Raw genomic sequence first — 25732 nt, forward strand, 5'->3', positions numbered from 1 at the left:
TACTTTTTGCATCGTATCTTGTTTCCCTATGGTAGGTGATTTCTTTTAATGTATTTTTGAAGAAAATTGCCGTTATGCATAGTATTGAACAGTATAGGTCCCAGTTTTTGGCCCATATGGAGCAGAAAGTGAAAATAAAGGAACCTGTAAATCTTTATCAGCCAATTTCCTATATATTGAATTTAGGGGGGAAACGATTAAGGCCTGTGTTAACATTGATGACCACTGATATTTTTGGAGGCGATTATAAAAAGGCTTTGGATGCTGCTTTGGCGGTAGAGGTATTTCACAATTTTTCTTTGGTTCATGATGATATTATGGATGAGGCCCCCTTAAGGAGAGGGAAACAGACGTTGCATAAAAAATGGGACCTGAATACTGGTATTTTATCAGGGGATGCCATGTTGATATACAGCTATCAATTATTGGAAAGTTACCCTGCCATGATTTTTAAGAAATTGTTGCAGGTGTTTAGTCAAACTGCTTTAGAGGTCTGCGAAGGGCAACAATACGATGTGGACTTTGAGAATAGGGAAGATGTTACTATTCCGGAATACCTGATCATGATCCAAAATAAAACTGCAGTATTGGTAGCAGCGGCCATGAAAATGGGAGCCATAATTGCCGAGAAACCAGACGATTTGCAAGATTTAATATATGACTTTGGAAAGAATCTAGGTATTGCCTTTCAATTACAGGACGATTATTTGGATGCCTTTGGGGATCCCGAGAGTTTTGGGAAACAGGTTGGAGGCGATATTATTGAAAACAAAAAGACCTATTTGTATTTGAAGGCCTTGGAAATGGGAACCCCAAAACAGGCTCAGGAGTTGGAACACTTGTACTCCATTAAGCCCAAAAACGCCAAGGACAAAATAAGCACGGTAAAGGAATTATTTCTAGAAACTGGAGCAGTATCCAGAACTATCGAAGAAATAAAAAGTTATACCGATAGGGCCTTCACAACCTTGGAAATGCTTAAACTGGAACCTGGGAAGAGCGACCTATTAAGGCAGTTTGGCACTGCCTTAATGAATCGCGAGGTTTAAGGAGGTGTAAAGTATTATTTTAGTTTGGGTCAATTCTTTTTTAAATTGGCCAAAAACTCTATCACATCCCTAATTTCCCTTTTGGACATTACAGTTCCCATGGGAGGCATGCCAGAGGCCATATTTTGTCTTTTGTCTATCCTGGACAAGGCAATTTCCATGGGTTCCGCATCTGAAGTTTTTAGTATTAGTTCATCCTCCGTTTCCTCTTCCAATATTCCTGTAACTGTTTGTCCGTCCTTTAGGGTAACGGTAACCATTCCATAACCTGGTGATAAACGTGCACTAGGGTTTATTAAGGCTTCAAGGAGCTTTTCCCTGCTCAAAATGTCACCTATATTGTCCAAGGCCGGACCCACAGCTCCGCCTGCACCACCAAGGGCATGGCATCTAACGCACTGTCCGGCGGAATTGGTGTTGAAATATTGATAACCCGCCCGTCTGTTACCTCCATTTAGGGTTTCCGTATAGGCTTCCAGCCCATCTCCATGGGCTTTCAAAATCCCCAATTGGGAAATTAGCTCATCCGATTTGGTAGCCTCTACAGCCTCTGTTAAATCTAAAATGACCCCGTTGGAAAGTTTTTTGTCGTTCCCCTGTTTTATTAGGGAGATTAAAACGTCCTTACTTTTTTCTAGGGGCATTTCTCCCAGGACACTCAACATTTTCTGTTGCTCTACTATGGATCCACTTTTAAATATAGGTTCCACAATAGCAGGGAGCTTTTCTTTGGGGAGATCTACCTGTGTTACCAATCCGACTGCCACGGTACGTACATCACTATCCTTATCCGCCATGCCTATCCTCATTGCCTCCTCTATTTTGGAATAATTCAAATCCCCTAGCGCCGCCAACATGGCCGAACGTACCTCTGGGGAAGCATGGTTTTTCATGATCTGTGCCAATTGGGCATTATAGCCTTCGATCTGCAATGAGCTTAGGGCCTTAGCTGCAGCCACCAAAATATCCGGATTTTTATCCTTTAGGAAGTTGGGAATATACTTTTCTATCTTCTGCTTTACTACAATGGCATCCCTATTGATCTCGCCCCTGTAGCGGCCATCTACCCTATCCAGAACGGAAGGGGAGGCCCAAGTACCAATGGCTGCCAATGCCTCGCCCCTAAGATTACTTGAAACGGATGCCCTTTTTGCAAAGTTGATTAGCAAGTCCAGTTCTTGTTCTCCACCAACTCTAAGGGCAGCATTTATACTCCTGCGCAATAAAGGCTCTGAAGTGTATTTTTCCTCCTTCAGCAATGAAGCCAAAGCAGGTAGGGCGGGTTCAATAGACCAGTCATCGTTGATGGCCCTAGCTGCCTCGGTTACTATATATTCATCCTGGTCCTGTAAAAATAAAGTCAATTGTTCATGCTGTAGACGTCTTAATACCAATACCGCAGCTATGCGCAAACTTCTGTTTTCGCTTTTGGCCAAGGCAACAATTGGGTCAACTTCCCCTATTCTTGACAATGCCAGTACCCCAGCATGTCTTAGATAGAGGTCTTCGTCATTATTGGTTTCCAACATTTTTAGAAGGGGCTCAATGGCATTTTTGTCCTTTAACCTGCCCAAGGCCTGGGCTGCAAAGAAACGGACACGGGCATTGTCGTGTTCAAGTAAGGAAATTAAATCCTTCCCTGCATTATTGTATTTTACATCGCCCAAGGTTTTGGCGGCCTGTGCCACTATTTCCGCATCACCATCCTTTAAAAGACCCATTAGTGATTGGGCCCTTTCCAAATTTTTTCTTGCCAACTGCCCAATTCCCCAGATACCATGTACCCTGGCCAATTGGTTTTGCTTTTGTGCAATAGCTTCGGTAAAGGCTTGTAACCCTTTGTTGTCCCTATTGGCCAATTCGAACTGTGCTTTTTGACGGATGCGCATGTCCGGGTAGGAAAGAAATGGGGTCAATTTATCCTCGCTTTGATCTGTATAATCCAGAGTCATAAGTCGCTCTGTCTCTTTTCTTTCGGCCTCTAAGTCGTTCTTGTTCTGTGCCACATCCAACTTCCAGACCCGACCGTAATTTTTGGTGTCCCATCCATTCATCCAATCGGCAATATACAGTGCGCCATCCGGGGCGAAACGGATTCCCGTTGGTAAAATTCCGCTTAGGATATCCTGCTCGCTATTCAATTCAAAAGAGGCACCTTTAGGTTTTAGGTCAAAACTCCAAATATGGGATCTACTTGGATTGCCGACAAACTCTACCAGGAAAAATTTGTTTCTCCATTCCTTTCCTAGGGCAGTTCCCGGATTGTATGCCATTCCTGTGGGGCCATTGTGAAAATTCATTATTGGAGGAATAATATAAGCGGCCTGACCCTCCCAATGTGGGACATATAGCTTTTCATCCATCCAAACGTTGTACCCATTATTTTTTGGATCGGTGTATTTGCCATACTGCCAATTGGAGCGCCATCCTGCATCGGAACCTTCCACAATATAAACCAAGCGTTCACTCTCCCCACGGTGATCCCCATCATTGTCTGCCGTAATAATATTGCCATATTCGTCAAAGACAAATTCGTGGGTGTTACGGACCCCGGCTGCAAAAACCTCAAAATCACTTCCGTCCGGATTGGATCTAACAATAACCCCTTGATTCGGGTATTTATGATGTATCCCATCTGCCGTAGTAATATTGGCACCTATATCACCAATACCCCAATATATTCTTCCATCAGGACCTTCAATGGCGCCCGACATTCCATGACCTCCAAAACCTATATGTACCCCATAACCATGGGAAATGGAAGTTTTATCGCTCATAATGCCATCACCATCCTCATCGGTAACTCTCCACATATCCGGGGCAATACCCACGAACATATCATTTTTCCGAACCAATAATGCCCCGGCCACGTCCGATACTTCATCGTGAAAATCATTAAGGATTCTTGTGGCAACGTTGGCTATACCACTTCCATTTTGGTCTTCCAGCTTCCAAATTTCTTCCTTTTGAACCGTAAGATCCTTCCAATCATGTATACTATCTTTGTTGAGGTCCTTTAACCATTCGTTTTCTGAACTTTTTTCAGTAGCGAAGGTTTCATGTAAGAATTTTTTTCGATCTTCCACGGATTGTAGAGCGATGGACGGTGTCATCCAATGCCTAAACCCCCTAATATCAAATTCGGAGTTCTTCTGACGATTGGTCCTTGTAAGGTATATATTGCCCTCATCATCCACGGACATGGCCACCGGATCGGGAGCCAAAGAGTCCGAAGCCCATAAGGATAGTGTCAATCCGTCAGCAACTTGGGCGGGAACGCTTTCCCTTATTTCCTTAAATCTAGTCCGAGCAGTTGTCGTATCCTCTTTTATAACCAGCAAAGGTTCTTGTGGTTGTTTGGGTTTTTTGTCGCAAGAAATGGCGAAAATCCCAAAAAGGGAAACTAATAGTGCAAGTCTAAAGGAGATAGTGTTTCGCATGGGTTTATATTGGTCTTAAGAGGAGTAAAATATACGTGTATATATCAGTATTTTAAAATATTGTCTGTTAAATTAAGAATATCCTGCGTACAAAGGCTTGGATAAACTCTTTTTTGGGACATGCCAAAATTATACTTAGGTCTTGCCATATGGTAGATTTTTCATCCAAAAAGGCAAAGATTTTTTGCGGAGTACGATTATTGAACAATTGCCCAAAAATTAATCGCCCCTTATTGTTGTCCTTAAATAGAATATCCAACAAAAGGAGGTCGTAAAACCAAAAGCGATCCTTTTTAAAGAAGGTGTTTAGAGGTCTATTCTCTTTTATAAAGGGTATTAGCTTCTTTGTTTTTTGATGTGTCCGCATAAAAGTATAGCCGGAACTGGGCTTGGCCCATCCGCCGGCAACCCCAATGTGCATAAGATTCTTACTGTTGTGAATATTGAAATCATAACAGCTCATGGGGATGCTTCCCTTTTCCCTTTCCAATATTTCGTACTGTTGGCAATTTAGATCATCTTTTAGGTAGTCTTTTATGGCTTCTTCATATTCATGGGCAGGGAGCAGATTTTTGGAGAATAAAGTATACTCCACCAGGGCCTCCGTTTCAGAAAAGGGCAATACATACATAAACCGGGTGTTACCTTTCTGTGGTATGGAAAAATCCATAAAAGTGGCCTGTTGACTGTCAAAAACAGGTTTGTCAGATTTTATAAACCAGCCAATAAAATGTTGCTGAAGGACCGGGTATTTATTTTGTTGCAAAAGAGGTTTGTAGTTGAATATGCTATTGAATACTTTTTTACCGATAAATGAATGGGAATCCGTGTCTACAATTACTTGGTCATCCCTCTCCTCTATGTGGACAACATTCGCTTCCAAGAAAGTGATGTTGGCATACCCATTGATTTTTGTCCGGTAGGCCTTGTAAAAATCCAAGGCCCTGATCATCTTATAGGTATAAGGGTCAATGGACATACGATTGGAATAGGTATCATCTGCCACCAAAATATGATTCCAGGTTTTGTGTAGTATGGTATCGAATTCACCCTTGCCCTTTTCCCAAAAACACCAGGTGCGATCATTGGGTTTGTTCAAGTCCTTGTCCAATAAAAGAATGGACTTTTCCGAAAAGAAACTATCCTTTCCCAGGGCGTCGGCCAATAGCAGACCGGAAGCACCGGCACCAATAATTATATAATCGTATGTGGCCTTGGACATGGTCTCTATTGACACGGAATAATGCTGGGTTAAGTAATGATGAAATATCCATATAGGGGATATTTCCAAAAATACGAATTCTATTTATAGAACATACATTTCCTTGAAAGGTAAAAAATTGGTTTAGGTTATGGCATTTTTTCCAGTATAGCCAGCAATTGTTCTGCATCCAGATACTGGAAATAACGTGCTTGGGCATTAAATTTGGAGTCCATCAAAACCATGGCGGGCAAGGTAAAGGGAGCGTCTTTTCTACTGGCTAAAAGAAGGGGGATTTCGTGTACTGGATTGCGTTTATTGGCCCTTTTATTGATAAAACTTTGTTGCCCAAAAACAATGGTGTCCGTTGTTTCCACATTCATCTTCACGGCATAATAGTCGTTGTTGAGTTTTTGGATTACCTTGGGGTCTTTAAAGGCAATTTCATCCATTTTTAGGCATGGGGCGCACCAATCCGCATAAAAATCGATAAATACTTTTTTTGGATGCACTTTTAGGGAATCGTGCAATTGTTCAAAGCTGATCCATTGTATTGCATTATTTGCTTGGGCATATGTAATACTGGAGACAACGTGAAATAGACAAACGAACATCCATATAGTCAGCTTTTTCTTCATGTTTATTACAATGATTTGATCCTTAGTCCAACAAAAACGGTCCTGGGTGCTCCCGGTCCATAGACGTAGTTACTATCCCTATTTTTTCCTAGATCGAAATCCTTCTGATAATCGTTGGTCAAGTTTTTTACCCCGGCAAAGACTTCCATTCCAGTATCAATATTGGGAATTTCAAAACTGTACCCAAGTCTTAGGCTAAGCTCCGTGAAGGATGGGGAGCTAGTGTATTCATCCAGAGCCTGCCCAGTTCCTTCCCCGCTAAAATGGACCAGTTCCATAGGACCTGTATACACTATATTGGCGCTGGCGCTTAATTTTTTGGTAGGGGTATAAGTAAAGGTAGCATAACCGTAATTATTAGGGGTTCTTAGAAATTCCCTTTTGGCTTCCAGGCCTTCAATATTTACTACAGCCTCATCATACTGGCTCTGTTGTAGGGTAAGGCCTGCATCAACTTGTAACATATAGTCAAAATTGGCCCTTGTTTCCAAGGTAATACCTTTTACGGTGGCACTACTGCCATTTCTTTTTTCGAAACGTTCACCAAATTGATCTTCCCCCAATGGGAAAAGGTAAAAGGCGTCATTTAGATGGGTATGGAATCCCTCCAGAGTGAAACCTGCAATAAAGTGTTCCCTAGCCTTATCGTAATTTACTGAAGCCGTAAAACTATTGGAGCGTTCTTCCTTTAAATTATCGGACAGGGTGATGCGCGAAATACCACCTCCGGCAAAGGCTATGTGCAGGTCGGTATCAAAGGCTTGCGGCGCCCTGAAACCTGTGCCCCAGCCGAGTCTAAATTGTGTCTCTTTCTTCCATTTGTACAGCAAGGAGAGTCTAGGGCTTAATATGGCCTTTTCCAAGAGATTGTGCTGGTCTATTCTAAACCCTGATAAAAAATTTAGATCGGGAGTTATATCCCAATCATTCTGTAGAAATCCCCCAAGGTTTCTTGTGGTCTGATCTATTTTATAGTTATAGGCTTCAATTACATCCAATACCTCGTCATATACATACTCGGAACCAAGGGTAATTACGCTCTTGCCGCCTAAAAAGGAATTGAATCTATGATTGTATTGTGCCCCGCCTTGATGGGTGGTAACATGGGATATGCCATAGGGAGGGTCCGCATAAAACTGGCTCAATTCTGGTTCCTCGTCCGGGATGATGCCCGTATAATGATCTCGATCGGTATATTGACCGCCGTAATAGAGTATCAAAGCACTTTTTTCTTCATTAAAATTAATCTGATAATCCAAACTTCCCATGAGTACGTTGTGGGTCCTTTCTTCCGACTGCTGTGCCAAGTGGGCGGGTTTGTCTACCATTTCGCCTCCATAGCGATATTCATTAATACTACTTATACTCGCTTCCAGTTTTTGGTTTTCTTTAGGGATATAAAAAAAATTGGTGCCAAAGGAATTGTTTTTTAGCTGTGGTAATTCGGAAAAATTATCCCCGTTAAAGTCATAGGTATCGCGGTCCCGCTTACTGACAAAAAATGTAGCGCCAGCATTTTTCTTGGTGTTTACTACAGTTGCGTTTCCAACAAGAAGATGGTCGTTGCTGCCGTTGCCCATATTTTGATAGGTGTAGGTAAAGGCGTACTCATTTTGCCTAGGAATTTTGGTCATTACATTTACTGTCCCTCCAATGGCACTAGACCCGTATAGGGCCGAAACGCCGCCTCGGACTATTTCAATGCGCTCTATCATATTGGCAGGAATTTGCTCCATACCATATAATCCGGTAAGTGGACTAAATATGGGCCTCCCATTGATAAGGATTTGCGAATATCCTCCTTGGAGCCCGTTTATGCGCAATTGGGTATAATTGCAAGTTTGGCAATCGGTTTCTATGCGGAGACCAGGTTGAAATCTGAGGCCTTCGGACAGGTTGCTTGCCACCACGTTGTCCAATGTTTTACTGTTGATCAAATTTACAATTACTGGAGAGTCCGTCCGTCTTTTGTCGGTCCGGGTACCCGTAACCACCACTTGTTCCAGCCCCATAACATCTTCTTCCAATTGAAAATTTAGTTGCAAGGGAAGGGAGTTGTTTAGCGCAACCACTTTTTCCACGGTTGTGTATCCTATGCTTTTACATATCACGGTATAGGTGCCAAGGGGAGCCTCCAGGACAAACTTTCCGGCTTCATCGGTAGTTGTACCTAGACGGGTGTCCTTGAGTTGTATGGTAGCCCAGGGCAAAACCTCTCCTTGGGACATGACCGTACCTGTTAAGGTTCCGGTTTGCGCATAAAGGTTTAAAAGTGGAACAAGGAGACTTGCCAACAATATATTTTTCATCAATTGAAATTATAATTTAGGCAAATCTAAAAATTTGTTTTTATAAATAAAAATGTATTTTTGTGTAAATAAGTATTTAATGACACGTTCGGAAGAAAACTATATTAAGACTATTTTTCATTTAGGAAGAAAGGGGACCCAGGAAGTGGCCACCAATGCCATTGCCGAACTCATGGAAACCAAGCCTTCCTCAGTTACGGATATGATCAAAAGACTGTCCGAAAAAGATCTGGTAAACTACAAGCGATACCAAGGGGTCTCATTGACCGCCTTGGGAAACAAAACAGCTTTGGGGATTATTAGAAAACATAGGCTATGGGAGGTGTTCTTGGTGGAGAAGTTGGATTTTTCCTGGGATGAGGTGCATGAAGTGGCGGAACAGTTGGAGCATATAAAAAGTGACAAGCTAATAGATAGCCTTGATAGGCTGTTGGCATATCCAAAATTTGATCCGCACGGAGATCCCATACCCGACAAAAATGGTGGATTTAAGGAAAGGGACAGGGAATTATTAAGTGAAGTCCCCATAAATACTGGTGGGGTATGTGTTGGGGTGAAGGACTCATCCGCAACCTTTTTAAAATTCCTGGATAAGAACGGCATAGCCTTGGGCAACCAAATAAAGGTAATGGAGATAGAAGAGTTTGATGGTTCATTGAATATTGAGATCGACGGCAGAAAAATGCAAATTTCACATGTCATTGCTTCTAATTTGTATATTAAAGCCAATGATGGAATATGAAGGAGATTATTGATTATTTTGAGGCAATAGACCCTATTTTGGCTGCATTTTATGCCACCTTATTTACATGGGGATTAACTGCTCTGGGAGCTGCGCTGGTCTTTTTCTTTAAGACCATGAATAGGGCAGTATTGGACGGGATGTTGGGTTTTACCGGAGGTGTTATGGTAGCCGCAAGCTTCTGGAGTCTTTTGGCGCCAGGAATTGAAATGAGCCCTGGGGAAGGGTTTGTAAAAGTTATTCCGGCAGCAGTTGGATTTTTGTTAGGGGCTTTATTTCTTTTTGGATTGGATAAGGTCTTGCCGCATTTGCATATCAATTTTAAGGAAAATGAAAAGGAAGGGATAAAAACACCATGGCATAAAACCACCTTATTGACTTTGGCGATTACCTTGCACAATATTCCGGAGGGACTTGCCGTAGGGGTATTGTTCGGGGGTGTTGCCGCAGGGTTTGACGGGGCCACGATTGGTGGGGCCGTGGCTTTGGCCATGGGTATTGGACTCCAGAATTTCCCCGAGGGTTTTGCCGTTGCCATGCCATTGAGAAGGCAGGGACTTAGCCGTAGAAAAAGTTTTATGTTTGGTCAGGCTTCCGCTTTGGTTGAACCTATTGCCGCTGTATTGGGGGCTTGGGCCGTTCTTACCTTTCAGCCCATTTTGCCCTATGCGCTGTCTTTTGCGGCCGGTGCAATGATATTTGTGGTCGTGGAAGAAGTAATTCCGGAAACACAACAGGACAAGTATACGGACATTGCCACCATGGGATTTATAGGAGGTTTTATAATAATGATGGCATTGGATGTTGGTCTTAGTTGATATGTTCTATTTTTATAAATTAATCGTCTATCTTCACTAATAATATGGGAAAAACTGAAAAAAGGCATTGGTTGCTCAACTTGCTTATTGTGGTCACAATAATTGTGGTGGCCTTGGCTTTTACGGCACATTATAAAAATTGGGTAAAGACAGAAAAAGAGGAACTGGAAATATTATCCGGAATATATTTCGTAAAAATTCCGTATGCCGATATGGATAGTGTTTCTATGGTGGAAAAGATCCCTTCTATGGAGCGCATTAATGGTTTCTCTGTTAAGGAAAGGGAAAAAGGTGTTTTTAAAGAGGATAGCCTCAGTACGAACAAGGTGTATGTTTATGTAGATAAACTATCCCAACAAAAGATTAGGCTGGTCTATAAGGATTCCATGAAATTATTTTTAAACATGCCCGATAGCACCGAAACCGATCTTATGTATCAGTTTTTGTCCAATAAAATTAATCCGCCCAAGGAATAGATGTAGTATTCGGGTGTAGATTTAGCTATAAGCATGAAGAAATATAGTTGGCTATTGTTGTTTGCTTTTCCTTTTTTAGGGATGTCCCAATACAGTCTTTCTGTAGAAGTACAGGGCGTGAAGTCCTCTTTGGGGAATATAAATGTTGCCATTTACAATCGCTCGCAAGGATTTTTAGAATTCGAGAAGGTCTTTAAGATAGACCGGATTGCAGCCCAAGAGGCAACCACCAATTTCAAGATTATGGACCTACCCAACGGGGAGTATGCCGTTGCCATTTTTCATGACGAAAATGGGAACGATAAATTGGATACAAATTGGTTGGGGATTCCCAAGGAATCCGTTGCCTTCTCCAACTCCAAGATCAAGGCATTTGGACCACCCAGCTATAAGGAGTGTGCCTTTAATTTGAATAGGGACTTGGATTTAAAGATGCAGTTCAATTAGGATATATATATTTTAAACTTTGTAATAACAGTCATATGGTACTTATAGCTCATATAATGGGTTCCCTTTACGGTCTTTTAGCGGTGGTATTTGGTGCCTTTGGAGCACATGCTCTAAAAAAGTCCTTAAATGAACAACAATTAAAAAGCTTTGAAACGGGCGTAAAGTATCAAATGTACCATGCTATTTTGTTGTTGGTTTTAGGTTTTAACTTCAATCTCGAAACTGCTTTGGAACGTTTTATGATCTATTGTTTTATTATTGGGATCTTTCTTTTTTCCTTTAGTATTTATGGTCTTTCCATTAGTGCGGCCAAGGGCAGGAAAATTAGGATTCTGGGGCCAATAACCCCATTGGGAGGATTGTTGTTGGTAATAGGGTGGGCCTTATTACTCTATTCCTTTATCCAAAATTTAGTGTAGTATTTAATCGATCTCCACTTGTGCCGTAAAATCCTTAATGGCCTGATTGGGTTCCAAGATGTTATATCCTTTCCAAAATTCTGGATCATAGTTGGGCATATAAGTGGGAAGTACCGTGTTATTTTCTTTAATGGAATTGAACTCTTGTTGTGTGATATCCTCAGTATCAAAAAGGATAAGTTCGTGCTTATTTATACCGCTGCTGGCCATATCCAATTTTAAGTGAAGTTCATTTTGTTTGTTCCTGCCTTTAACTCGTTTGTTCAGTTCAATTATTTTTAGGGGTCTTTTTATGCCCACTTTTGCCCCTAATTCCTCTTCAAAATAGCGCAAATAATAAAATCCGTCTTCGTTTTTAGAGAAGATCATTTTGCCCCTGTCCAAATATTGATCCAAGGAAATGCCTAAAAGTTTAAAGGTCCTCAATGATTTAACATTGTTGTAATCTAATCGGATAATGGCAAAATCATCGGCATTTATAAATAACCTTCCCTTGTAGTCTGCACCCCTTTTAGGCTCAAAATCCAAAATATACACCGCATCATCGCCCCAATAGGTAAAGTCTATCATCTTAAAATCGTAGCGATTGTCTTTGTTGATAAAGTTGAGGTCGGAATCCTTGAGAAAGAACTGTTTTTCCATAATTTTTCCCAAACTTCCCTTTTTAAAGGAGGCAAAATTCTTCTTGCGCTCCTCTTCCTTTTTTTTCTTTTCTGCCAGTTCGTTCTTCAGGGCTTCGGCATCGGTGGAATCGGTGGCGAAGGTCATAAATTCGTCCGCATCCACCTTAGTGCCAAATAGCCCCGATTTTATTTTGAAATAGGAATCGGGCTTTATATTCTTCCTTAAAATATCATTGAACTTTTCCTCTAGGGAAGTTAGGTCCAGTTCACTTTGTTTATCATAAAGGTCCGAAGCTTTTATTAGCGTCAGTTTTTGGTTGTCTTTTTCAAAGTTGCCATAGAAGTCACCTAGGATCTCGGTGTAGCGACTGGATTGTTTAGGGATGGAATTCAGTACACTGTCCAAGAACTTTTTGTTGAGGGCGTCTATAGTGGATTCCTTGAACGTATAGTCCCTTTTTGTTAGGTTTTGATGATAGGAATCTCTAAAGAATACGCGCTTTTTGGTGAGGCTGGTACCGTAATTTCTATCGATATTGATTTTTACCTGTTCAATAAGTTCTTCTGCGGTATATTGTTTATTGCTGACAATAACCGGATTTAGTTCAATGGGTTTGGCATTTAAAAGAATTACGCTTTCCTTAAATTCGTTCAATGGCTTGCCCAAGGTTTCATATCCCATACATGAAACAAAAAGGGAGTCGGTTTCCTTGGTGTTCGCATCCAGGAGTAAACTAAAGCGCCCTTCCTCATTGGTAATTACGCCTTTTTTATTGGATAATTGTACGGTGGCGTAGGGAATAGGTTGTTGGTTTGCGGAGTCCCTTACCACAGAGCTAATAATTTGGGCCTGATTGTAGAAAAATCCAAAGACAATTAAAAGCGCGGTAATTACGGTTCTATTTATAAGCATAGAAGTGGTCTAAAGAACACCAAATTAAGGAATTGGAATTCTGAATGCAATGGACTTGTGAATATTTTAAGACACTGGAATACTTTTTTCAGCTAACGGCAGTGCTGTTATGGCAATTAAATGGGATGTGTGAAAAGATTAATGACAACCACAATCCCCATCACCACAGGCTTTGGAGTTTCGTTTTTTTCCTGCAAACAACGATTTTGGCAATAGAAATTTCTTTAAGAGATACCCGAATGCGAGGGCAACCGTGATATAGACCAGAATATGTTGAAGAATACTCATTTTTAATTCACGTTTTAAGGGTTGAACAGATAAAAGTATATGGCTGTAATTACTCTATTGGAACCATAGTTTGTTATATTCTTTCCATTTGTTCATCCTCCCGATTACTTTAAGATTTGGTAAGCGATCAATGCTACAATATACGCAAAAAGACTCATAAAAACCAGCTGGGCTGTTGGCCATTTCCAAGTATTGGTCTCCCTTTTTACTATGGCCAGTGTACTCATACATTGCATGGCAAAGGCATAGAAAAGCAACAAGGATATCCCTGAGGCCAGATTAAATAAAGGTTTTTTTGTTTTGGGATCCATTTCGGCGGCCATTCTGTTCTTTATAGTGTCCTCTTCATCGCTGCCCACACTGTAAATGGTTGCCAAGGTACCCACAAAGACCTCTCTTGCGGCAAAGGAAGTCAATACGGCTATACCAATTTTCCAATCATATCCCAACGGACGTACAACAGGCTCTATGGCCTTACCCATATATCCCATATAGGAATTTTCCAGCTTATAACTGGCAATTTCCTGATTGATGGCCTTTTCGTTTAAGGCCATTTCCTTAATTCTTAGGGAGTCGTTTATAGCCGCTTGGTCCAAGGCGTAGACTTCGGAGTTTAGACTATCCTGTAGTGCCAATTTATAGCTGGCCATGGTACTTTGTATATTGGATTTGTTAAAGTCTGAAAATCCTTCATTTTTTATATTTTCCGTAACAATAGCCTCTGCATTTTCAAAATCATCGGAAAAGCCGTTGGAGCCCAAAAACCATAAAATAATGGAGATGGCCAATATTATTTTACCGGCACCCAGCACAAAACTTTTAGTCTTTTCCCAAACCGTGTACACCACATTTTTAACAAGTGGTAACTTATAATTGGGCATTTCCATGACAAAAAAGGTCTTGCTCTTGATCTTCATGATCTTGTTCAGGATCATCGCCGAAAGTATTGCCGCTCCAAATCCCATTAAATAAAGGAGCATTAAGGTCAGTGCCTGATAGCTCAGCCCCAAAAATCTTCCTTCCGGAATTACCAGGGCAATTATGATCAGATATACGGGTAGGCGGGCAGAGCAGGTGGTAAATGGGGTAACCAAAATGGTAATCAGTCGCTCTTTCCAATTCTCAATGGTCCTTGTGGCCATAATGGCTGGAATGGCACATGCCGTTCCGGAAATTAATGGCACAACGCTTTTACCACTTAGACCAAAGGGCCGCATTAATTTATCCATTAAGAAAACAACCCGGCTCATATAGCCAGATTCCTCCAATAGGGCAATGAATAGGAATAAAAATGCTATTTGTGGAATAAAAATAACGATCCCACCTATACCAGCCAGAATTCCTTCCGCAATTAAATTGGTAAATACGCCAGGTGGCAAAGTGTCCTTTACCCATTCGCTGGCAGAGGCAAAGGATTCATCAATAAAATCCATTGGATAACTGCTCCAATCGTATATGGCTTGAAAAATTGTCAATAGGATGACGAAAAAGATAAGATATCCGAATATTTTATGGGTCAACACCTTATCCAAGGTAGCTCTGAGTCCCTTGGCGGCATTTATATCTACCTTATAGGCCTGTTTTAGGATACCATTTATAAATTGATATCTAAGAATGGTTTCTTTTTGTTGAAGTCGCTTTAATTCAGATTTGGATTTGGTGGCAAAAGAGGCGGTAATGTTGATCGGATTCTTTTCTATGGGCATAAAATTTACATCCTGAGTAATTACCAGCCATAGTTTGTAAAGATCTTCTTTGGGGAAGGTGGCCTTCAATTTTTCAAAATACTCGGGTGCAATTACCGTAGTGTCCACATTGGGGGCAATGGAAAGATTTTTATAATCGGCGATCAATTCTTTGATCCTATCTATGCCGGTTCCCTTTCTGGTACTTACCAGTGCAATTTTGGTATCGAGCTTTTCTTCCAACAATTCAATGTCCAAAGAGATACCCGTCCTGGACATACGATCGGCCATGTTGATGACCAAGATGACCGGAATTTTAAGGTCCTTGATCTGTGTAAAGAGAAGCAGGTTTCTTTTAAGGTTTTCAACATCGCTGATGACGACGGCAACATCCGGAAAATCCTTGTCATTTTTGTTGAGAAGTAGTTCTACAACTACACTCTCGTCCAAGGAAGTGGTGTTAAGGCTATAAGTACCGGGAAGATCTAGAATATGGGCTTTTACACCTCTGGGCAATTTACAGACCCCTTCTTTTTTTTCAACAGTAATCCCGGGGTAGTTCCCTACTTTTTGTTTTAATCCTGTAAGTTGGTTAAAGACCGAAGTTTTACCGGTATTGGGATTGCCTATAAGCGCAACCTTGATCTGTTTGCTCATAGTGGGGAATCTTCAATAATTTCTAATTCTATTAGAGCGGCCATAGAACGCCTAATGGCAATATGGGTACCGTTAACGTTAATGTAAATAGGGTCTTTAAGAGGGGCTACCTGTACCAATTCTATTTCGTTGCCTGGCAAACAACCCAGTTCCAATAGTTTAATGGGAAGAATTCCATCGGCAAATTCTTTGATGATTCCCTTTTGACCTCGCCTTAAATGTGCTACCGTTGTAATCAATTTTTATTTAGATTGATTTTAATTAAGCACAAAAATAAAAGAAAAAGATGAAGTAAACAGCTAAAACCATAAAAAGTTAAAGGTATAAAAGGGGAGCTGCCTTGGTTTGAAGATGGGAGGCCCATTTTTTAGTAAGAACAATGTACGTTTTGTTGAATTGGCAGAAATGGATCTACCTTAATATTTTAAACTTTGTTGGCCCAAGCTATGCCTAAACATTATTCCTCATAGGAAGATTTCAATATTTTCAGGTCGCGCAGCAGCTGCTCCATTTCTTCGGTGTTTGTACCGTCATAGAATCCCCTGATCCTTCGTTCCTTATCTACCAGAATAAAGTTTTCGGTATGGATCATATCGTAGGGACCTGCATCGCCATCAGTCTTAACGGCCATGTACGATTTTCTGGCCAGTTCATAGATCTGTCGCTTATCGCCCGTAACCAGATTCCATTTGCTGTCCTTAACCCCTTTTTCCATAGCGTATTTTTTTAGTTGCGGAACGGAGTCAATGTCCGGAGTTACCGAATGTGACAACAGCATTACATCATCGTCGTTTAAAATTTTGTCCTGGATACCTGCCATATTTTTGGTCATTATGGGGCAAATTGTGGGGCAGGTGGTAAAGAAAAAATCGGCAATATAAATTTTGTTCTCGTAGTCTTTTTGGGTCACCAATTTCCCGTTCTGGTTGGTCAATGCAAAATCGGCAATGGTGTGGTATTTTTTTACATGTTGCAGGGTGCTGTCCACCAATTCAAAATTTACCATGGCCGGTTGGTAGACGGGCAGGATTTCTTTGGGCTGCAAGGCATTGTAAAAGAGGGAGACAATTACTGCAGAAACAATTAGAAGTACAATGCCGAGGAATTTGAATTTGGCAAAAAACGAACGCATTTTTTTTTGGTAAAGGTAAGGTAGACCACTATATATTTCAAGTAGCTAATTAGGGATTGCTACTAAATCTTTCTTAAAAAGACCTGTGTGGGGAATAGTTTTTTTTTTAAGACCACGTAATAATGTACTTTTGTGCGTTTTTAAAGTTTAAAAAAAATACTTAATGACCTTAACACTACAGATTGTACAGTTTGTACTCATCATATCCATTTTGGTGATCCTTCATGAAATGGGCCATTTTTTTCCCGCAAAATATTTTAAGACCAAGGTAGAAAAGTTCTATTTGTTTTTTGATGTCAAGTTTTCCTTGTTCAAAAAGAAAATAGGGGACACCGAGTACGGAATTGGTTGGTTGCCTCTGGGCGGTTATGTAAAGATTGCCGGGATGATCGATGAGAGTATGGATACCGAGCAAATGAAGCAGGAGCCACAACCTTGGGAATTCCGATCCAAACCAGCTTGGCAACGACTTATTATTATGACCGGTGGGGTAATCGTCAATTTTTTATTGGCCTGGGTAATTTATACCGTGTTGTTGTTTTCCAATGGCGACACCTATATTCCCTCGGATAGTCTAAAATATGGTATTGTAGTAGATTCTATAGGGGAACAGTTGGGATTAAGGACCGGCGATCAAATTTTGATGGTGGATGATAAGAAGACCAGAAAATTCAATGAGGCCGTTTTGGATATTATCCTTGGGGATGAGGTTACAGTGAAAAGGGATGGGCGCGAAATAACAGTGCCCTTATCGGATGAAGGCAAGGAGACCGTTTTTGCTACCCAGGGAAAGAATTTCTTGGGATATAGGTCTAAGGCTATAATTGCCAAGGTACAGCCCAATTCGGTAGCGGAAAAGGCTGGATTAATGCCAGGTGATGAAATTAAAGGGGTCAACGGAGTAGATACCCAATATTGGGACGAATTTAGAAGTAAGATTGGGGCATCTGCCAATCAAAAATTGGATATCAGTGTTTTGCGCAATGGCAGTACGGAACATTTGGAATTGACCGTTCCCGATGAAGGAATAATTGGGATAGAGTTGGATCTTACCGATCTTAGGGTAACCGATAATTACAACTTTTTAGAAGCCATCCCTGCGGGTTTTAAACGTACCATTCAGGTTTTGACAGATCAAATAAGACAGTTTAAGGTAATCTTTAATACAAAGACAGGGGCCTACAAACAAGTAAAGGGTCCTATTGGAATAGTGGAATTGATGTCGCCCACATGGGACTGGGTTTATTTTTTTAATTTCATGGCCATGTTCTCCGTATGGTTGGCCTTTTTGAATATTCTCCCTATACCTGCTTTGGATGGGGGACACGTAATGTTCTTGTTGTATGAGATAATATCTGGTAGGAAACCGAGTGAGAAGGTGTTGGAAACTGGTCAAATAATTGGTTTTGTTATACTTATGGGGCTTATGGCAGTGGTGTTTGGAAACGATATCTGGAATATCATCAAGAAGTTTTTATAGGGGAAATAAATAATTTTAAAATTTAGGTGCAAAACAGCCATTAATTGTTTGGCGTATTTGAAAAAACATTTATATTTGCACCCGCTTAGGCGATAAAAATACACTCTTCCTTAGCTTATCCCGATAGTGTTGGGAGGTTGGAAGAAACGTTCTTAAAGAGATTTTAAAATACATACACTCCTCCTTAGCTCAGTTGGTTAGAGCATCTGACTGTTAATCAGAGGGTCCTTGGTTCGAGCCCAAGAGGGGGAGCTTGATAATCAGGCAGTTACATGAAAATGTAGCTGCCTTTTTTAATTTTCAGCGTGCTTTCAGCGTGCTTTTTTTGAAACGGATTTTTTCAATTCTGTAGGTATTTACTAAAAAAAGGGAAAGTGTGTGCGGTATTCTTTTCTTTAATTTGAAAGCAATACAAGGTAGATTCCTCACAGAATCCAATTCATCGTTTATTAAGACCTTGACCGATTATAATTATCAATTAACGCTTCAGATACAATTTTGGCCTTTTCATCGTCTATACAATCAAAAGTAATTTTTTGGGTAGTTGTATATTCTTTTAGCAGCTTTCTGACATCCTCAGCGGTCAGAAAACCATTATCCCTTAGGTTGCCCACTATATCACTATATCTATGCGACCTAAAACCATCTTCTAACATGTCCTATATTTAAACTTCAAATAGAATATTACTTAGGAAAAATTTTATAAATATCATTGCGTTTCAGAAACCTTGCTAATTCGACACAATCGGTTTCTTTATAGAGTCCTAATCTATAATCGCCCATTCTTATTCGGTAAGCAATGGAGTAGCCCCTCATTTTTTTTACGCCAGTTATTTCTTCTAAACTTTTGGCAGCTTCAATTTCAAGAATCAATTTCTTTATTCTTGATTTTAACCCCTTGTCCTTGATTTTCTTAATGTCACTAAGAAAACTCTTTAGGAATATAACTTTCATTCGTCTAAGGCATTCATAACATCTTCTCTGCTTACTGTTTCTGTCCTATCTACTTGTTGCATTAGTAGGAGAAGTCCTAAATCTTCTTTTTCTTCATCCGAAAGAGCATTCAAGCGTTCTTTCTCCTTTTGTTCCACGAAAAATGATACTGCCTTTTCCATAAGAGCCTTTACGCTCATATTCTCGAATGCCGATAAGATTTTAAGTTTAGTCAAAATTGTTTCGTCTATGTCTATGTTTTTTTTCATGATCAACATTTTATAAAACAAATATACAATAAATATACTATGTATATAATATACACTTTTCTTATTTTGAAATAGTCCGTAATTTTGACACTTCTTAAATGATTAGCAAATGTATCCTTCAAGTGAACTTTGGTAAATCATTCTAGATGTCTAAGATAAGCATCGGGATTATTTAAAAATGACCTTGTTATTGAATAATGATCGGTATCTTCAAAATCAACTTTTTTCATACCATCATCAGAAATTTGGTAAATTGTCGCCCCTGGATAGGCCATTAGCATAGGGGAATGAGTAGCTACAATGAACTGTGATATGTTGTGCCTAAGATGTTCCTTGATGAAGTATAGCAACGAAAGCTGCTTGGACGGGGACAGTGCAGCTTCAGTTTCGTCCAATAAATATATTCCTTGTTAAAATTGAAAGTTCAAAAAAACGGTCATTTAAATATACTTATTTAGTTCCGTAAAAGGTTAATTAACGAAACTATTATAAAGGACCAAGAATGGGACACCTAGATAAAAGAATATCATTAGTCTCAAAATTGTACCGTAAATAAGCCGTTTTATAGGGCCATGAAAAACATATCGGATAGAATTGTGGATTTTGATTAATTCAATTCACCTGCCGAAACTCGTTCGGCGAATGCCCTACTTTCTGTTTGAACAAACGGCTAAAGTGCTGTGGATATTTAAAACCTAATTCATAGGCAATCTCGCTGACCGTTTTATTGGGATCAAAGACCTTTTCCTTGGCCACGTCAATAAGTTTGTTCTGTATATATTCCTGGGCAGAATAGCCCGTTTCTTTTTTGACCAGATCTCCAAAGTAGTTTGCACTTAAATGCAAATGTTCGGCAAAATAGCCTACGGAGGGCAGTCCATGTTTTCGGGGTTTTTCAGAATTGAAATATTCGTTCAAAAGAGTTTCAAAATTTTCCAAAGAACTTTGGTGAGCTACCTCGCGAGTCAAAAACTGCCGATCATAAAATCGCAGGCAGTAATCTAAAAACAGTTCTATGTTGGCAACAATCAATTTCTTGCTGTGTTTGTCCAGATTTTGCTCCAGTTCATATTGAATTTTATCGATCAAGCTTAAAAGGATTGTGCGCTCTTTGGCGGACAAATGTAACGCCTCATGGCTGGCATACGAGAAAAAACTATACTGATTCATTTTTCTGGCCAAATCCGTACCTAACAATAAATCAGGATGAATAATCATGGCATAGCCCTTGGGCTTATAATCGGGGTCGTAGTCGCCAAATTCCACATTTTGGCCTGGGGCCATAAAAACAAGGGTGCCTTCATCATAATCATAGTCTTTACCGCCATATTTCAATTTGCAGCCCTCGGCATCCTTTAAAAAAATTGCAAAGCATTTAAAATGAAAACCATCATATTCGGGTTTTGTATAGCCGGATTTATCCACATTGTTAAAATCGACAATACCGACCAAAGGATGCAATACCCTAGAATTGCGCAATTTCAAATAATCGGCAACTGTATTGATTTCTAAAATGTTCTGCATGATCTTCTAAATTTTCAGTTAAAGATAAGTTACTGATTACCAGATCAGCAAACCAATCGCTTTCAATCTGTAATAATGGTACGAATATCCGTAATTTGGGTATTACAATTCCTATTTTCTTTAGGTATTTTTGAATGGAGTAAAATTAAAGTGAGATGAGAATGATTTTATTTAGAGCACCTCTGACTTCAGTTTTGGAAGTAGTAGTAATAGAATCAATAAAAGGAGGCAACTATAAATGAGTTCTTTAATAGTAAACTAAAAGAAGAATAAATAAAGGATATAAAAAATGAAAAATCTAATTACGACATTACTTATTATTATCCCCCTAGGTACTTTTGCCCAACAAGATGATTATGCTATCTCGTCTTATCAAGACGAGGGCTTTAAGGCTCCAAATACACATTATATTGGTGAGGCCTGGTTAAATGGAGTACTAGAGGTAGAGGGAGATTTAAACTTTCACATAACCAAAGCCAACTTTAAGGCAAATTCTACGCTGGACTGGCATAAGCACGCCTCCGCTCAAGTTTTGATTTATGTTGAGGGCGAAGGCTACTATCAGGAAAGAGGAAAAGAGCCAATCATTCTTAAAGAAGGTGATGTCCTTAATTGTGAAAAAGATATAGAGCATTGGCATTCTTCCACCAAAGAAAGTGATGTTACTTATTTAGCTATATATGGAGGAGAAAATCCGACCACTTGGACCGAGGTCCTTACTCAAGAATATTATGATGATGTCGCTGAAAAACTCAGTAAATAAGTACGGTTACACTTTCAAGACCTTTTGAATTAATTTTCTATGAATAAAATGAGAATGTCACTAAAAACTATTTTATTCACTTGTATAATTTTTTGTATTCTGAGTCTAAAACCGCAAGAGTCAGACAAGACTTGTATAGTCTATTTATCACGAACCAACAACACCAAAGCGGTTGCCGAAATGATACAACAAGAGGTAGGCGGGGATTTGATTCCTGTAGAACTTCAAAACCCCTATCCTGCAGATTATAAGGCCATTGTAAAACAAGTTTCTGAAGAAAACGAAAGTGGTTTTCTACCTCCTTTTAAAATTAAGTTAGAGCTAGCTAAATATAACACTATATTTTTGGGTTTTCCTACATGGGGGATGCAGTTGCCACCCCCTGTAAAAAGTTTTCTAAATGATTACAATTTAACGGGTAAGACCGTCATTCCTTTTAATACTCACTCAGGATACGGGTTGGGAAGCAGCTTACGAACAATAGGGAAATTGTGCCCTAACAGCACCATATTGGAAGTATTCTCCATTAAGGGAGGAATAGAACGCGATGGCGTTTATTTGTACATTAAGGAGGATAGGGTGGTAGAAGTAAAATCTGAAGTGAAAAATTGGCTTCAAAAGATTGGTATGCTACGGTAGTATTTAACGGTGCCATATCATACCGAGAACAATAAATTTTGTAAATTCAACAAATTCATATACTTACACGAAAATCATGGCAAACTTCAATCTAAAAATCAATGGAAAAACCCAAGTAGTAGATATAGATCCCACTACTCCTATGCTTTGGGTTTTACGTGATCATCTAAAATTAGTAGGCACAAAATACGGCTGCGGTATTGCCCAATGTGGTGCCTGTACGGTACATTTGGGTGACAATGCGGTTCGCTCCTGTCAACTTCCGGTTTCAGCGGTTGGTGAACAAGAAATCACAACCATTGAAGGTTTGTCTGAAAACGGCGATCATCCAGTTCAAAATGCTTGGATGGAAATTGATGTACCTCAATGTGGTTATTGCCAAGCAGGACAGATAATGTCAGCCTCCGCCTTATTGAAAAGAAATCCTAATCCTTCTGATGAAGAAATTGAATCTGCCATGAACGGTAATATCTGTCGCTGCGGAACGTATACAAGAATTAAAAAGGCAATTAAAACAGCCGCAAATACCGAAGGCGTTTAATTAGAAAAATTAGAAGATGACAAAGATAAACACACACATTGGACGTAGGGCTTTTATTAGGAATACCAGTTTGGCAAGTGGGGGATTGGTACTTGGATTTAGTTTTTTAAATTCCTGTAAGCCAGAACAGGCCAAGGAAACGGCCGGTATGGAAATGCCCAAAGAATGGTTCGAGATGAACTCTTATCTTAAAATTGGTGATAATGGTATCGTAACCATCTATACGCCCAATCCGGAATTTGGTCAGAATATAAGGACATCCATGCCAATGTTGGTGGCAGAAGAGTTAGATGTGGACTGGAAAAACGTACTAGTTGAACAGGCACCATACCATTCAGAAAAGTATGGATTTCAATTCACGGGGGGCAGTAGGGGAATAAGTGCTAGATGGCAACCCCTTAGAATGGCAGGTGCAACCGCTAGGCATATGTTAAAAGAAGCGGCTGCACAAACATGGCAGGTTCCCGTAGAAGAAATTATTGCGGAGGCTGGGGTATTGCAACATGCCGCCACGAAAAAATCGGCCGGTTATGGGGAAATGGCTTCGGTTGCAGCGACACTAGATGTGCCAGAAGAAGTGCAATTGAAAGAAGTAAAAGATTTTAAACTGATAAGTAGCTCACAAAAAAATGTAGATGCGAAAAGAATTGTTACCGGTGCGCCTTTGTTTGGAATGGATCTTCAAAAGGAAGGAATGTTAATCGCCATGATCGTACATCCGCCTGCTTTTGGCATGACCTTAAAATCGGTTGATGGTGAAACGGCCAAAGCCATGCCGGGCATACAGGATGTAGTTACCATTAAAAGCTTTAAAGACGGGTTTGAAAAAGGCGGGTTCGATACGAACGCTTTTCCCGAATTGGTGGCAATTGTGGGTAACTCTACATGGGAGGTCATGCAGGCGAAGAAAAAGTTAAATGTGGAATGGCAACCCACTTCTGCCTTTTCAGAAACAATCGCCGGATTTAGAGGTAAAGAAACGAGAAATGTACCTGCTGGACTGGAATCCACAACCGCTCATAAAGCACAAATGGAAATACTGGCGGCCAAGCCAGGAAAGATTGTTCGCAAAGATGGTAGCCCAGAGGCTGCCTTTAAAAATGCAGCAAAAATAGTGGAAAGAAGCTATTCGGCCCCTTTTCTTGCCCACAATAGTATGGAGCCTTTAAATGCTTTCGCGCATGTGGAAGGTGATAAAGTGAAAATAGCGGCCCCAATTCAGATTCCGGCCTTTATTATTCCTACCATAGCCAGCAGTTTGGGAATATCACAAGAAAATATTGAAATGGAAATGCCTAGGATGGGTGGCGGTTTTGGGCGTAAGGCCTATGCCCACTTTGTGGTCGAAGCGGCCCTGATTTCCCAAAAAGTAAATGCTCCGATCAAGTTGGTGTACAGCCGTGAAGACGATTTGACAAACGGTATTTATCGACCTGCATATCAGGCTACCTATCGCGCCGCTTTGGATGAAAACAATAAATTGACGGCATTACATGTTAAGGCGGGCGGTGTCCCAGAGAGCCCATTGTTCGCAAATCGTTTTCCTGCCGGAGCCATTGATAATTATATGGCCGAAGAATGGACCATTGATTCTAACATTACCATAGGTGCCTTTAGAGCTCCAAGATCTAATTTTATGGCCGGTGCAGAACAGGCATTTTTGGATGAAGTGGCGGAAGCCATGGACAAAGACCCTATTCAATTTAGATTGGACCTATTAAAAAGGGCTAAAGAAAATCCGGTCGGTGAGGCTAATGAATATGATGCCGATCGCTACGCTGGAGTTTTGGAATTGGTTCGGGAAAAATCGGATTGGAAAGAAAATGATACAACACTGCATCGAGGGGTGTCTGCCTATTTTTGCCATAATTCCTATGCGGCCCATGTACTGGATCTACGAATGGAGAACGGAAAACCTGTTGTCGAAAAAGTATGTTGCGCGATTGATTGCGGGGTAGTCGTAAATCCTGATGCGGCCACGAACATGGCGGAAGGTGCCATAACCGATGGTGTGGGAAATGCCCTTTTTGGCGAATTGACCTTTGAGGACGGGGTGCCCCAGAAAAATAATTTCCACCAATATCAAATGATCCGTATGAAAGAAGCACCAAATGAAATCGATGTGCATTTTGTGCAGAATGAAATTGACCCAACAGGTATGGGGGAGCCTCCGTTTCCTCCTGTATTTGGAGCTATGGCCAATGCATTGTATAAAGCAACGGGTACAAGGTACTATAAACAACCATTCATAACTGACAAACCCCCTCTGGTTGGATAACTTTATCTAAATATTCTATGGGATACCAAAAAGTAATTTTATCCTTTGTGACAACAATGATCTTCTCGTTTTCCGGGCTAGCACAGGTAAGTGATGATGCAACAATAAATGAAAATATGATGGTCAGGATTGCAGCCCTAGAAATATATCCTGAATATCTAGAGGAATATAAGGACATTTTAAAGGAAGAGTCTGAAGCCTCTGTACGTTTGGAACCGGGTGTAATTTGCATTTATCCCGTGTACCAGAAAGAGCATCCCAACCAAATTCGTTTACTGGAGATCTATGCAGATACCAATGCGTACCAATCGCATTTAAAAACCCCGCATTTTCTAAAGTATAAAACCTCCACCCTAAAAATGGTGAAGCACTTGGAACTGATCGATATGGAATCGATGGACCCAGAATCCATGCCATCTATCTTTACCAAATTAGAATAAAAACAGAATAAAAACATTAAAATTA

At 40.3% G+C, this 25732-nt stretch carries 26 protein-coding genes and 1 tRNA gene; 13 read left to right on the plus strand and 14 right to left on the minus strand.

Annotated elements, in window-relative coordinates:
• The first annotated feature begins 74 nt into the window (after positions 1-74).
• The gene (locus B9Y87_RS16540) at positions 75-1049 is read left to right on the plus strand and encodes a polyprenyl synthetase family protein (protein ID WP_085500174.1); all 975 of its coding nucleotides are present in this window, start codon (positions 75-77) and stop codon (positions 1047-1049) included.
• Positions 1050-1078: 29 nt separating this feature from the next.
• Here the strand turns inward: B9Y87_RS16540 and B9Y87_RS16545 are convergent, their stop codons facing one another.
• The 4 genes from B9Y87_RS16545 to B9Y87_RS16560 all read right to left on the minus strand — a co-directional run bounded on the left by B9Y87_RS16545 (position 1079) and on the right by B9Y87_RS16560 (position 8637).
• On the minus strand, positions 1079-4489 hold the full coding sequence (locus B9Y87_RS16545) for a HEAT repeat domain-containing protein (protein WP_085500079.1): 3411 nt from the start codon (positions 4487-4489) through the stop codon (positions 1079-1081).
• 67 nt (positions 4490-4556) lie between these two features.
• Positions 4557-5711: a lycopene cyclase family protein gene (locus B9Y87_RS16550; RefSeq protein WP_085500080.1), complete on the minus strand. Its 1155-nt coding sequence runs from the start codon at positions 5709-5711 to the stop codon at positions 4557-4559.
• 128 nt (positions 5712-5839) lie between these two features.
• Entirely contained in the window at positions 5840-6328 is a 489-nt protein-coding gene (locus B9Y87_RS16555; protein ID WP_085500081.1) for a thioredoxin family protein, read from the minus strand.
• A 5-nt stretch (positions 6329-6333) separates the two neighbouring features.
• Positions 6334-8637 (minus strand): TonB-dependent receptor, encoded by a 2304-nt coding sequence (locus B9Y87_RS16560; protein ID WP_085500082.1) that lies wholly within the window; start codon positions 8635-8637, stop codon positions 6334-6336.
• A 79-nt stretch (positions 8638-8716) separates the two neighbouring features.
• On the opposite strand from B9Y87_RS16560, the gene B9Y87_RS16565 reads away from it, so the two are divergent.
• Genes B9Y87_RS16565 through B9Y87_RS16585 form a run of 5 tightly spaced genes read left to right on the plus strand, consistent with a single transcriptional unit; the run spans position 8717 to position 11542 of the window.
• Entirely contained in the window at positions 8717-9379 is a 663-nt protein-coding gene (locus B9Y87_RS16565) for a metal-dependent transcriptional regulator (protein ID WP_085500083.1), read from the plus strand.
• Entirely contained in the window at positions 9376-10197 is an 822-nt protein-coding gene (locus tag B9Y87_RS16570) for a ZIP family metal transporter (RefSeq protein WP_072859938.1), read from the plus strand. The genes B9Y87_RS16565 and B9Y87_RS16570 overlap by 4 nt, the downstream gene beginning before the upstream one ends.
• 44 nt (positions 10198-10241) lie before the next feature.
• On the plus strand, positions 10242-10673 hold the full coding sequence (locus tag B9Y87_RS16575; RefSeq protein WP_085500084.1) for a hypothetical protein: 432 nt from the start codon (positions 10242-10244) through the stop codon (positions 10671-10673).
• 33 nt (positions 10674-10706) lie between these two features.
• On the plus strand, positions 10707-11120 hold the full coding sequence (locus B9Y87_RS16580) for a DUF2141 domain-containing protein (protein WP_085500085.1): 414 nt from the start codon (positions 10707-10709) through the stop codon (positions 11118-11120).
• Positions 11121-11155: 35 nt separating this feature from the next.
• On the plus strand, positions 11156-11542 hold the full coding sequence (locus tag B9Y87_RS16585; protein ID WP_085500086.1) for a DUF423 domain-containing protein: 387 nt from the start codon (positions 11156-11158) through the stop codon (positions 11540-11542).
• 3 nt (positions 11543-11545) lie between these two features.
• Here B9Y87_RS16585 and B9Y87_RS16590 read toward each other — a convergent pair whose 3' ends face one another.
• The 5 genes from B9Y87_RS16590 to B9Y87_RS16605 all read right to left on the minus strand — a co-directional run bounded on the left by B9Y87_RS16590 (position 11546) and on the right by B9Y87_RS16605 (position 16840).
• Positions 11546-13078, minus strand: coding sequence for a carboxypeptidase-like regulatory domain-containing protein (locus tag B9Y87_RS16590; RefSeq protein ID WP_139827262.1), 1533 nt, complete (start codon positions 13076-13078; stop codon positions 11546-11548).
• 138 nt (positions 13079-13216) lie between these two features.
• Complete coding sequence (locus B9Y87_RS21990) at positions 13217-13366, minus strand: hypothetical protein (RefSeq protein WP_176225653.1); 150 nt, start codon at positions 13364-13366, stop codon at positions 13217-13219.
• Between the two features lie 104 nt (positions 13367-13470).
• Entirely contained in the window at positions 13471-15708 is a 2238-nt protein-coding gene (gene feoB, locus B9Y87_RS16595; protein WP_085500087.1) for a ferrous iron transport protein B, read from the minus strand.
• A complete protein-coding gene (locus B9Y87_RS16600) occupies positions 15705-15947 on the minus strand; it encodes a FeoA family protein (RefSeq protein WP_072859933.1) in 243 nt (80 codons plus the stop codon). The genes feoB and B9Y87_RS16600 overlap by 4 nt, the downstream gene beginning before the upstream one ends.
• A gap of 218 nt (positions 15948-16165) precedes the next feature.
• On the minus strand, positions 16166-16840 hold the full coding sequence (locus tag B9Y87_RS16605; protein ID WP_085500088.1) for an SCO family protein: 675 nt from the start codon (positions 16838-16840) through the stop codon (positions 16166-16168).
• A 163-nt stretch (positions 16841-17003) separates the two neighbouring features.
• Here B9Y87_RS16605 and rseP point away from each other — a divergent pair, with 163 nt between their 5' ends.
• Positions 17004-18320, plus strand: coding sequence for an RIP metalloprotease RseP (gene rseP / locus B9Y87_RS16610; RefSeq protein ID WP_085500089.1), 1317 nt, complete (start codon positions 17004-17006; stop codon positions 18318-18320).
• 178 nt (positions 18321-18498) lie between these two features.
• A tRNA-Asn gene (locus tag B9Y87_RS16615) sits at positions 18499-18572 on the plus strand.
• A 197-nt stretch (positions 18573-18769) separates the two neighbouring features.
• Here B9Y87_RS16615 and B9Y87_RS16620 read toward each other — a convergent pair.
• From B9Y87_RS16620 to B9Y87_RS16635, 5 genes are all read right to left on the minus strand, one after another.
• Positions 18770-18976 (minus strand): hypothetical protein, encoded by a 207-nt coding sequence (locus B9Y87_RS16620; RefSeq protein ID WP_085500090.1) that lies wholly within the window; start codon positions 18974-18976, stop codon positions 18770-18772.
• 28 nt (positions 18977-19004) lie between these two features.
• Positions 19005-19274 (minus strand): type II toxin-antitoxin system RelE family toxin, encoded by a 270-nt coding sequence (locus B9Y87_RS16625; protein WP_085500091.1) that lies wholly within the window; start codon positions 19272-19274, stop codon positions 19005-19007.
• Positions 19271-19522, minus strand: coding sequence for a hypothetical protein (locus B9Y87_RS16630; RefSeq protein WP_031442718.1), 252 nt, complete (start codon positions 19520-19522; stop codon positions 19271-19273). The genes B9Y87_RS16625 and B9Y87_RS16630 overlap by 4 nt, the downstream gene beginning before the upstream one ends.
• Before the next feature lie 137 nt (positions 19523-19659).
• A complete protein-coding gene (locus B9Y87_RS21840; RefSeq protein ID WP_139827263.1) occupies positions 19660-19917 on the minus strand; it encodes a hypothetical protein in 258 nt (85 codons plus the stop codon).
• 217 nt (positions 19918-20134) lie between these two features.
• Positions 20135-21046 (minus strand): helix-turn-helix domain-containing protein, encoded by a 912-nt coding sequence (locus tag B9Y87_RS16635; RefSeq protein ID WP_085500092.1) that lies wholly within the window; start codon positions 21044-21046, stop codon positions 20135-20137.
• A gap of 289 nt (positions 21047-21335) precedes the next feature.
• Here B9Y87_RS16635 and B9Y87_RS16640 point away from each other — a divergent pair, with 289 nt between their 5' ends.
• From B9Y87_RS16640 to B9Y87_RS16660, 5 genes are all read left to right on the plus strand, one after another.
• Positions 21336-21809 carry a cupin domain-containing protein gene (locus tag B9Y87_RS16640; RefSeq protein WP_085500093.1) on the plus strand — a complete coding sequence of 158 codons (474 nt, stop codon included), beginning with the start codon at positions 21336-21338 and terminating at the stop codon, positions 21807-21809.
• A gap of 54 nt (positions 21810-21863) precedes the next feature.
• On the plus strand, positions 21864-22448 hold the full coding sequence (locus B9Y87_RS16645; RefSeq protein WP_262483188.1) for a flavodoxin: 585 nt from the start codon (positions 21864-21866) through the stop codon (positions 22446-22448).
• Between the two features lie 76 nt (positions 22449-22524).
• A complete protein-coding gene (locus B9Y87_RS16650) occupies positions 22525-22989 on the plus strand; it encodes a (2Fe-2S)-binding protein (protein ID WP_031445892.1) in 465 nt (154 codons plus the stop codon).
• 16 nt (positions 22990-23005) lie between these two features.
• On the plus strand, positions 23006-25267 hold the full coding sequence (locus B9Y87_RS16655; protein WP_085500095.1) for a xanthine dehydrogenase family protein molybdopterin-binding subunit: 2262 nt from the start codon (positions 23006-23008) through the stop codon (positions 25265-25267).
• A 17-nt stretch (positions 25268-25284) separates the two neighbouring features.
• Positions 25285-25707, plus strand: coding sequence for a putative quinol monooxygenase (locus B9Y87_RS16660; protein ID WP_245808729.1), 423 nt, complete (start codon positions 25285-25287; stop codon positions 25705-25707).
• The last annotated feature ends 25 nt before the right edge of the window (positions 25708-25732 follow it).

Origin of the sequence: Arenibacter troitsensis, assembly GCF_900177645.1 — a bacterium.
GTDB lineage: Bacteria > Bacteroidota > Bacteroidia > Flavobacteriales > Flavobacteriaceae > Arenibacter > Arenibacter troitsensis.

Excerpts from the sequence above, each read along its gene's own strand:
- B9Y87_RS16660 (WP_245808729.1), top strand. The coding sequence starts at position 25,285 with ATGGGATACCAAAAAGTAATTTTATCCTTTGTGACAACAATGATCTTC.
- B9Y87_RS16550 (WP_085500080.1), bottom strand. The coding sequence starts at position 5,711 with ATGTCCAAGGCCACATACGATTATATAATTATTGGTGCCGGTGCTTCC.
- B9Y87_RS16580 (WP_085500085.1), top strand. The coding sequence starts at position 10,707 with ATGAAGAAATATAGTTGGCTATTGTTGTTTGCTTTTCCTTTTTTAGGG.
- B9Y87_RS16540 (WP_085500174.1), top strand. The coding sequence starts at position 75 with ATGCATAGTATTGAACAGTATAGGTCCCAGTTTTTGGCCCATATGGAG.
- B9Y87_RS16555 (WP_085500081.1), bottom strand. The coding sequence starts at position 6,328 with ATGAAGAAAAAGCTGACTATATGGATGTTCGTTTGTCTATTTCACGTT.
- B9Y87_RS16560 (WP_085500082.1), bottom strand. The coding sequence starts at position 8,637 with ATGAAAAATATATTGTTGGCAAGTCTCCTTGTTCCACTTTTAAACCTT.
- B9Y87_RS16605 (WP_085500088.1), bottom strand. The coding sequence starts at position 16,840 with ATGCGTTCGTTTTTTGCCAAATTCAAATTCCTCGGCATTGTACTTCTA.
- B9Y87_RS16645 (WP_262483188.1), top strand. The coding sequence starts at position 21,864 with ATGTCACTAAAAACTATTTTATTCACTTGTATAATTTTTTGTATTCTG.
- B9Y87_RS16620 (WP_085500090.1), bottom strand. The coding sequence starts at position 18,976 with ATGTTAGAAGATGGTTTTAGGTCGCATAGATATAGTGATATAGTGGGC.
- B9Y87_RS16625 (WP_085500091.1), bottom strand. The coding sequence starts at position 19,274 with ATGAAAGTTATATTCCTAAAGAGTTTTCTTAGTGACATTAAGAAAATC.
- B9Y87_RS16640 (WP_085500093.1), top strand. The coding sequence starts at position 21,336 with ATGAAAAATCTAATTACGACATTACTTATTATTATCCCCCTAGGTACT.
- B9Y87_RS16565 (WP_085500083.1), top strand. The coding sequence starts at position 8,717 with ATGACACGTTCGGAAGAAAACTATATTAAGACTATTTTTCATTTAGGA.
- B9Y87_RS16585 (WP_085500086.1), top strand. The coding sequence starts at position 11,156 with ATGGTACTTATAGCTCATATAATGGGTTCCCTTTACGGTCTTTTAGCG.
- B9Y87_RS21990 (WP_176225653.1), bottom strand. The coding sequence starts at position 13,366 with ATGAGTATTCTTCAACATATTCTGGTCTATATCACGGTTGCCCTCGCA.
- B9Y87_RS16590 (WP_139827262.1), bottom strand. The coding sequence starts at position 13,078 with ATGCTTATAAATAGAACCGTAATTACCGCGCTTTTAATTGTCTTTGGA.
- B9Y87_RS16545 (WP_085500079.1), bottom strand. The coding sequence starts at position 4,489 with ATGCGAAACACTATCTCCTTTAGACTTGCACTATTAGTTTCCCTTTTT.
- B9Y87_RS16655 (WP_085500095.1), top strand. The coding sequence starts at position 23,006 with ATGACAAAGATAAACACACACATTGGACGTAGGGCTTTTATTAGGAAT.
- feoB (WP_085500087.1), bottom strand. The coding sequence starts at position 15,708 with ATGAGCAAACAGATCAAGGTTGCGCTTATAGGCAATCCCAATACCGGT.
- B9Y87_RS16635 (WP_085500092.1), bottom strand. The coding sequence starts at position 21,046 with ATGCAGAACATTTTAGAAATCAATACAGTTGCCGATTATTTGAAATTG.
- rseP (WP_085500089.1), top strand. The coding sequence starts at position 17,004 with ATGACCTTAACACTACAGATTGTACAGTTTGTACTCATCATATCCATT.
- B9Y87_RS16650 (WP_031445892.1), top strand. The coding sequence starts at position 22,525 with ATGGCAAACTTCAATCTAAAAATCAATGGAAAAACCCAAGTAGTAGAT.
- B9Y87_RS16575 (WP_085500084.1), top strand. The coding sequence starts at position 10,242 with ATGGGAAAAACTGAAAAAAGGCATTGGTTGCTCAACTTGCTTATTGTG.
- B9Y87_RS16630 (WP_031442718.1), bottom strand. The coding sequence starts at position 19,522 with ATGAAAAAAAACATAGACATAGACGAAACAATTTTGACTAAACTTAAA.
- B9Y87_RS16570 (WP_072859938.1), top strand. The coding sequence starts at position 9,376 with ATGAAGGAGATTATTGATTATTTTGAGGCAATAGACCCTATTTTGGCT.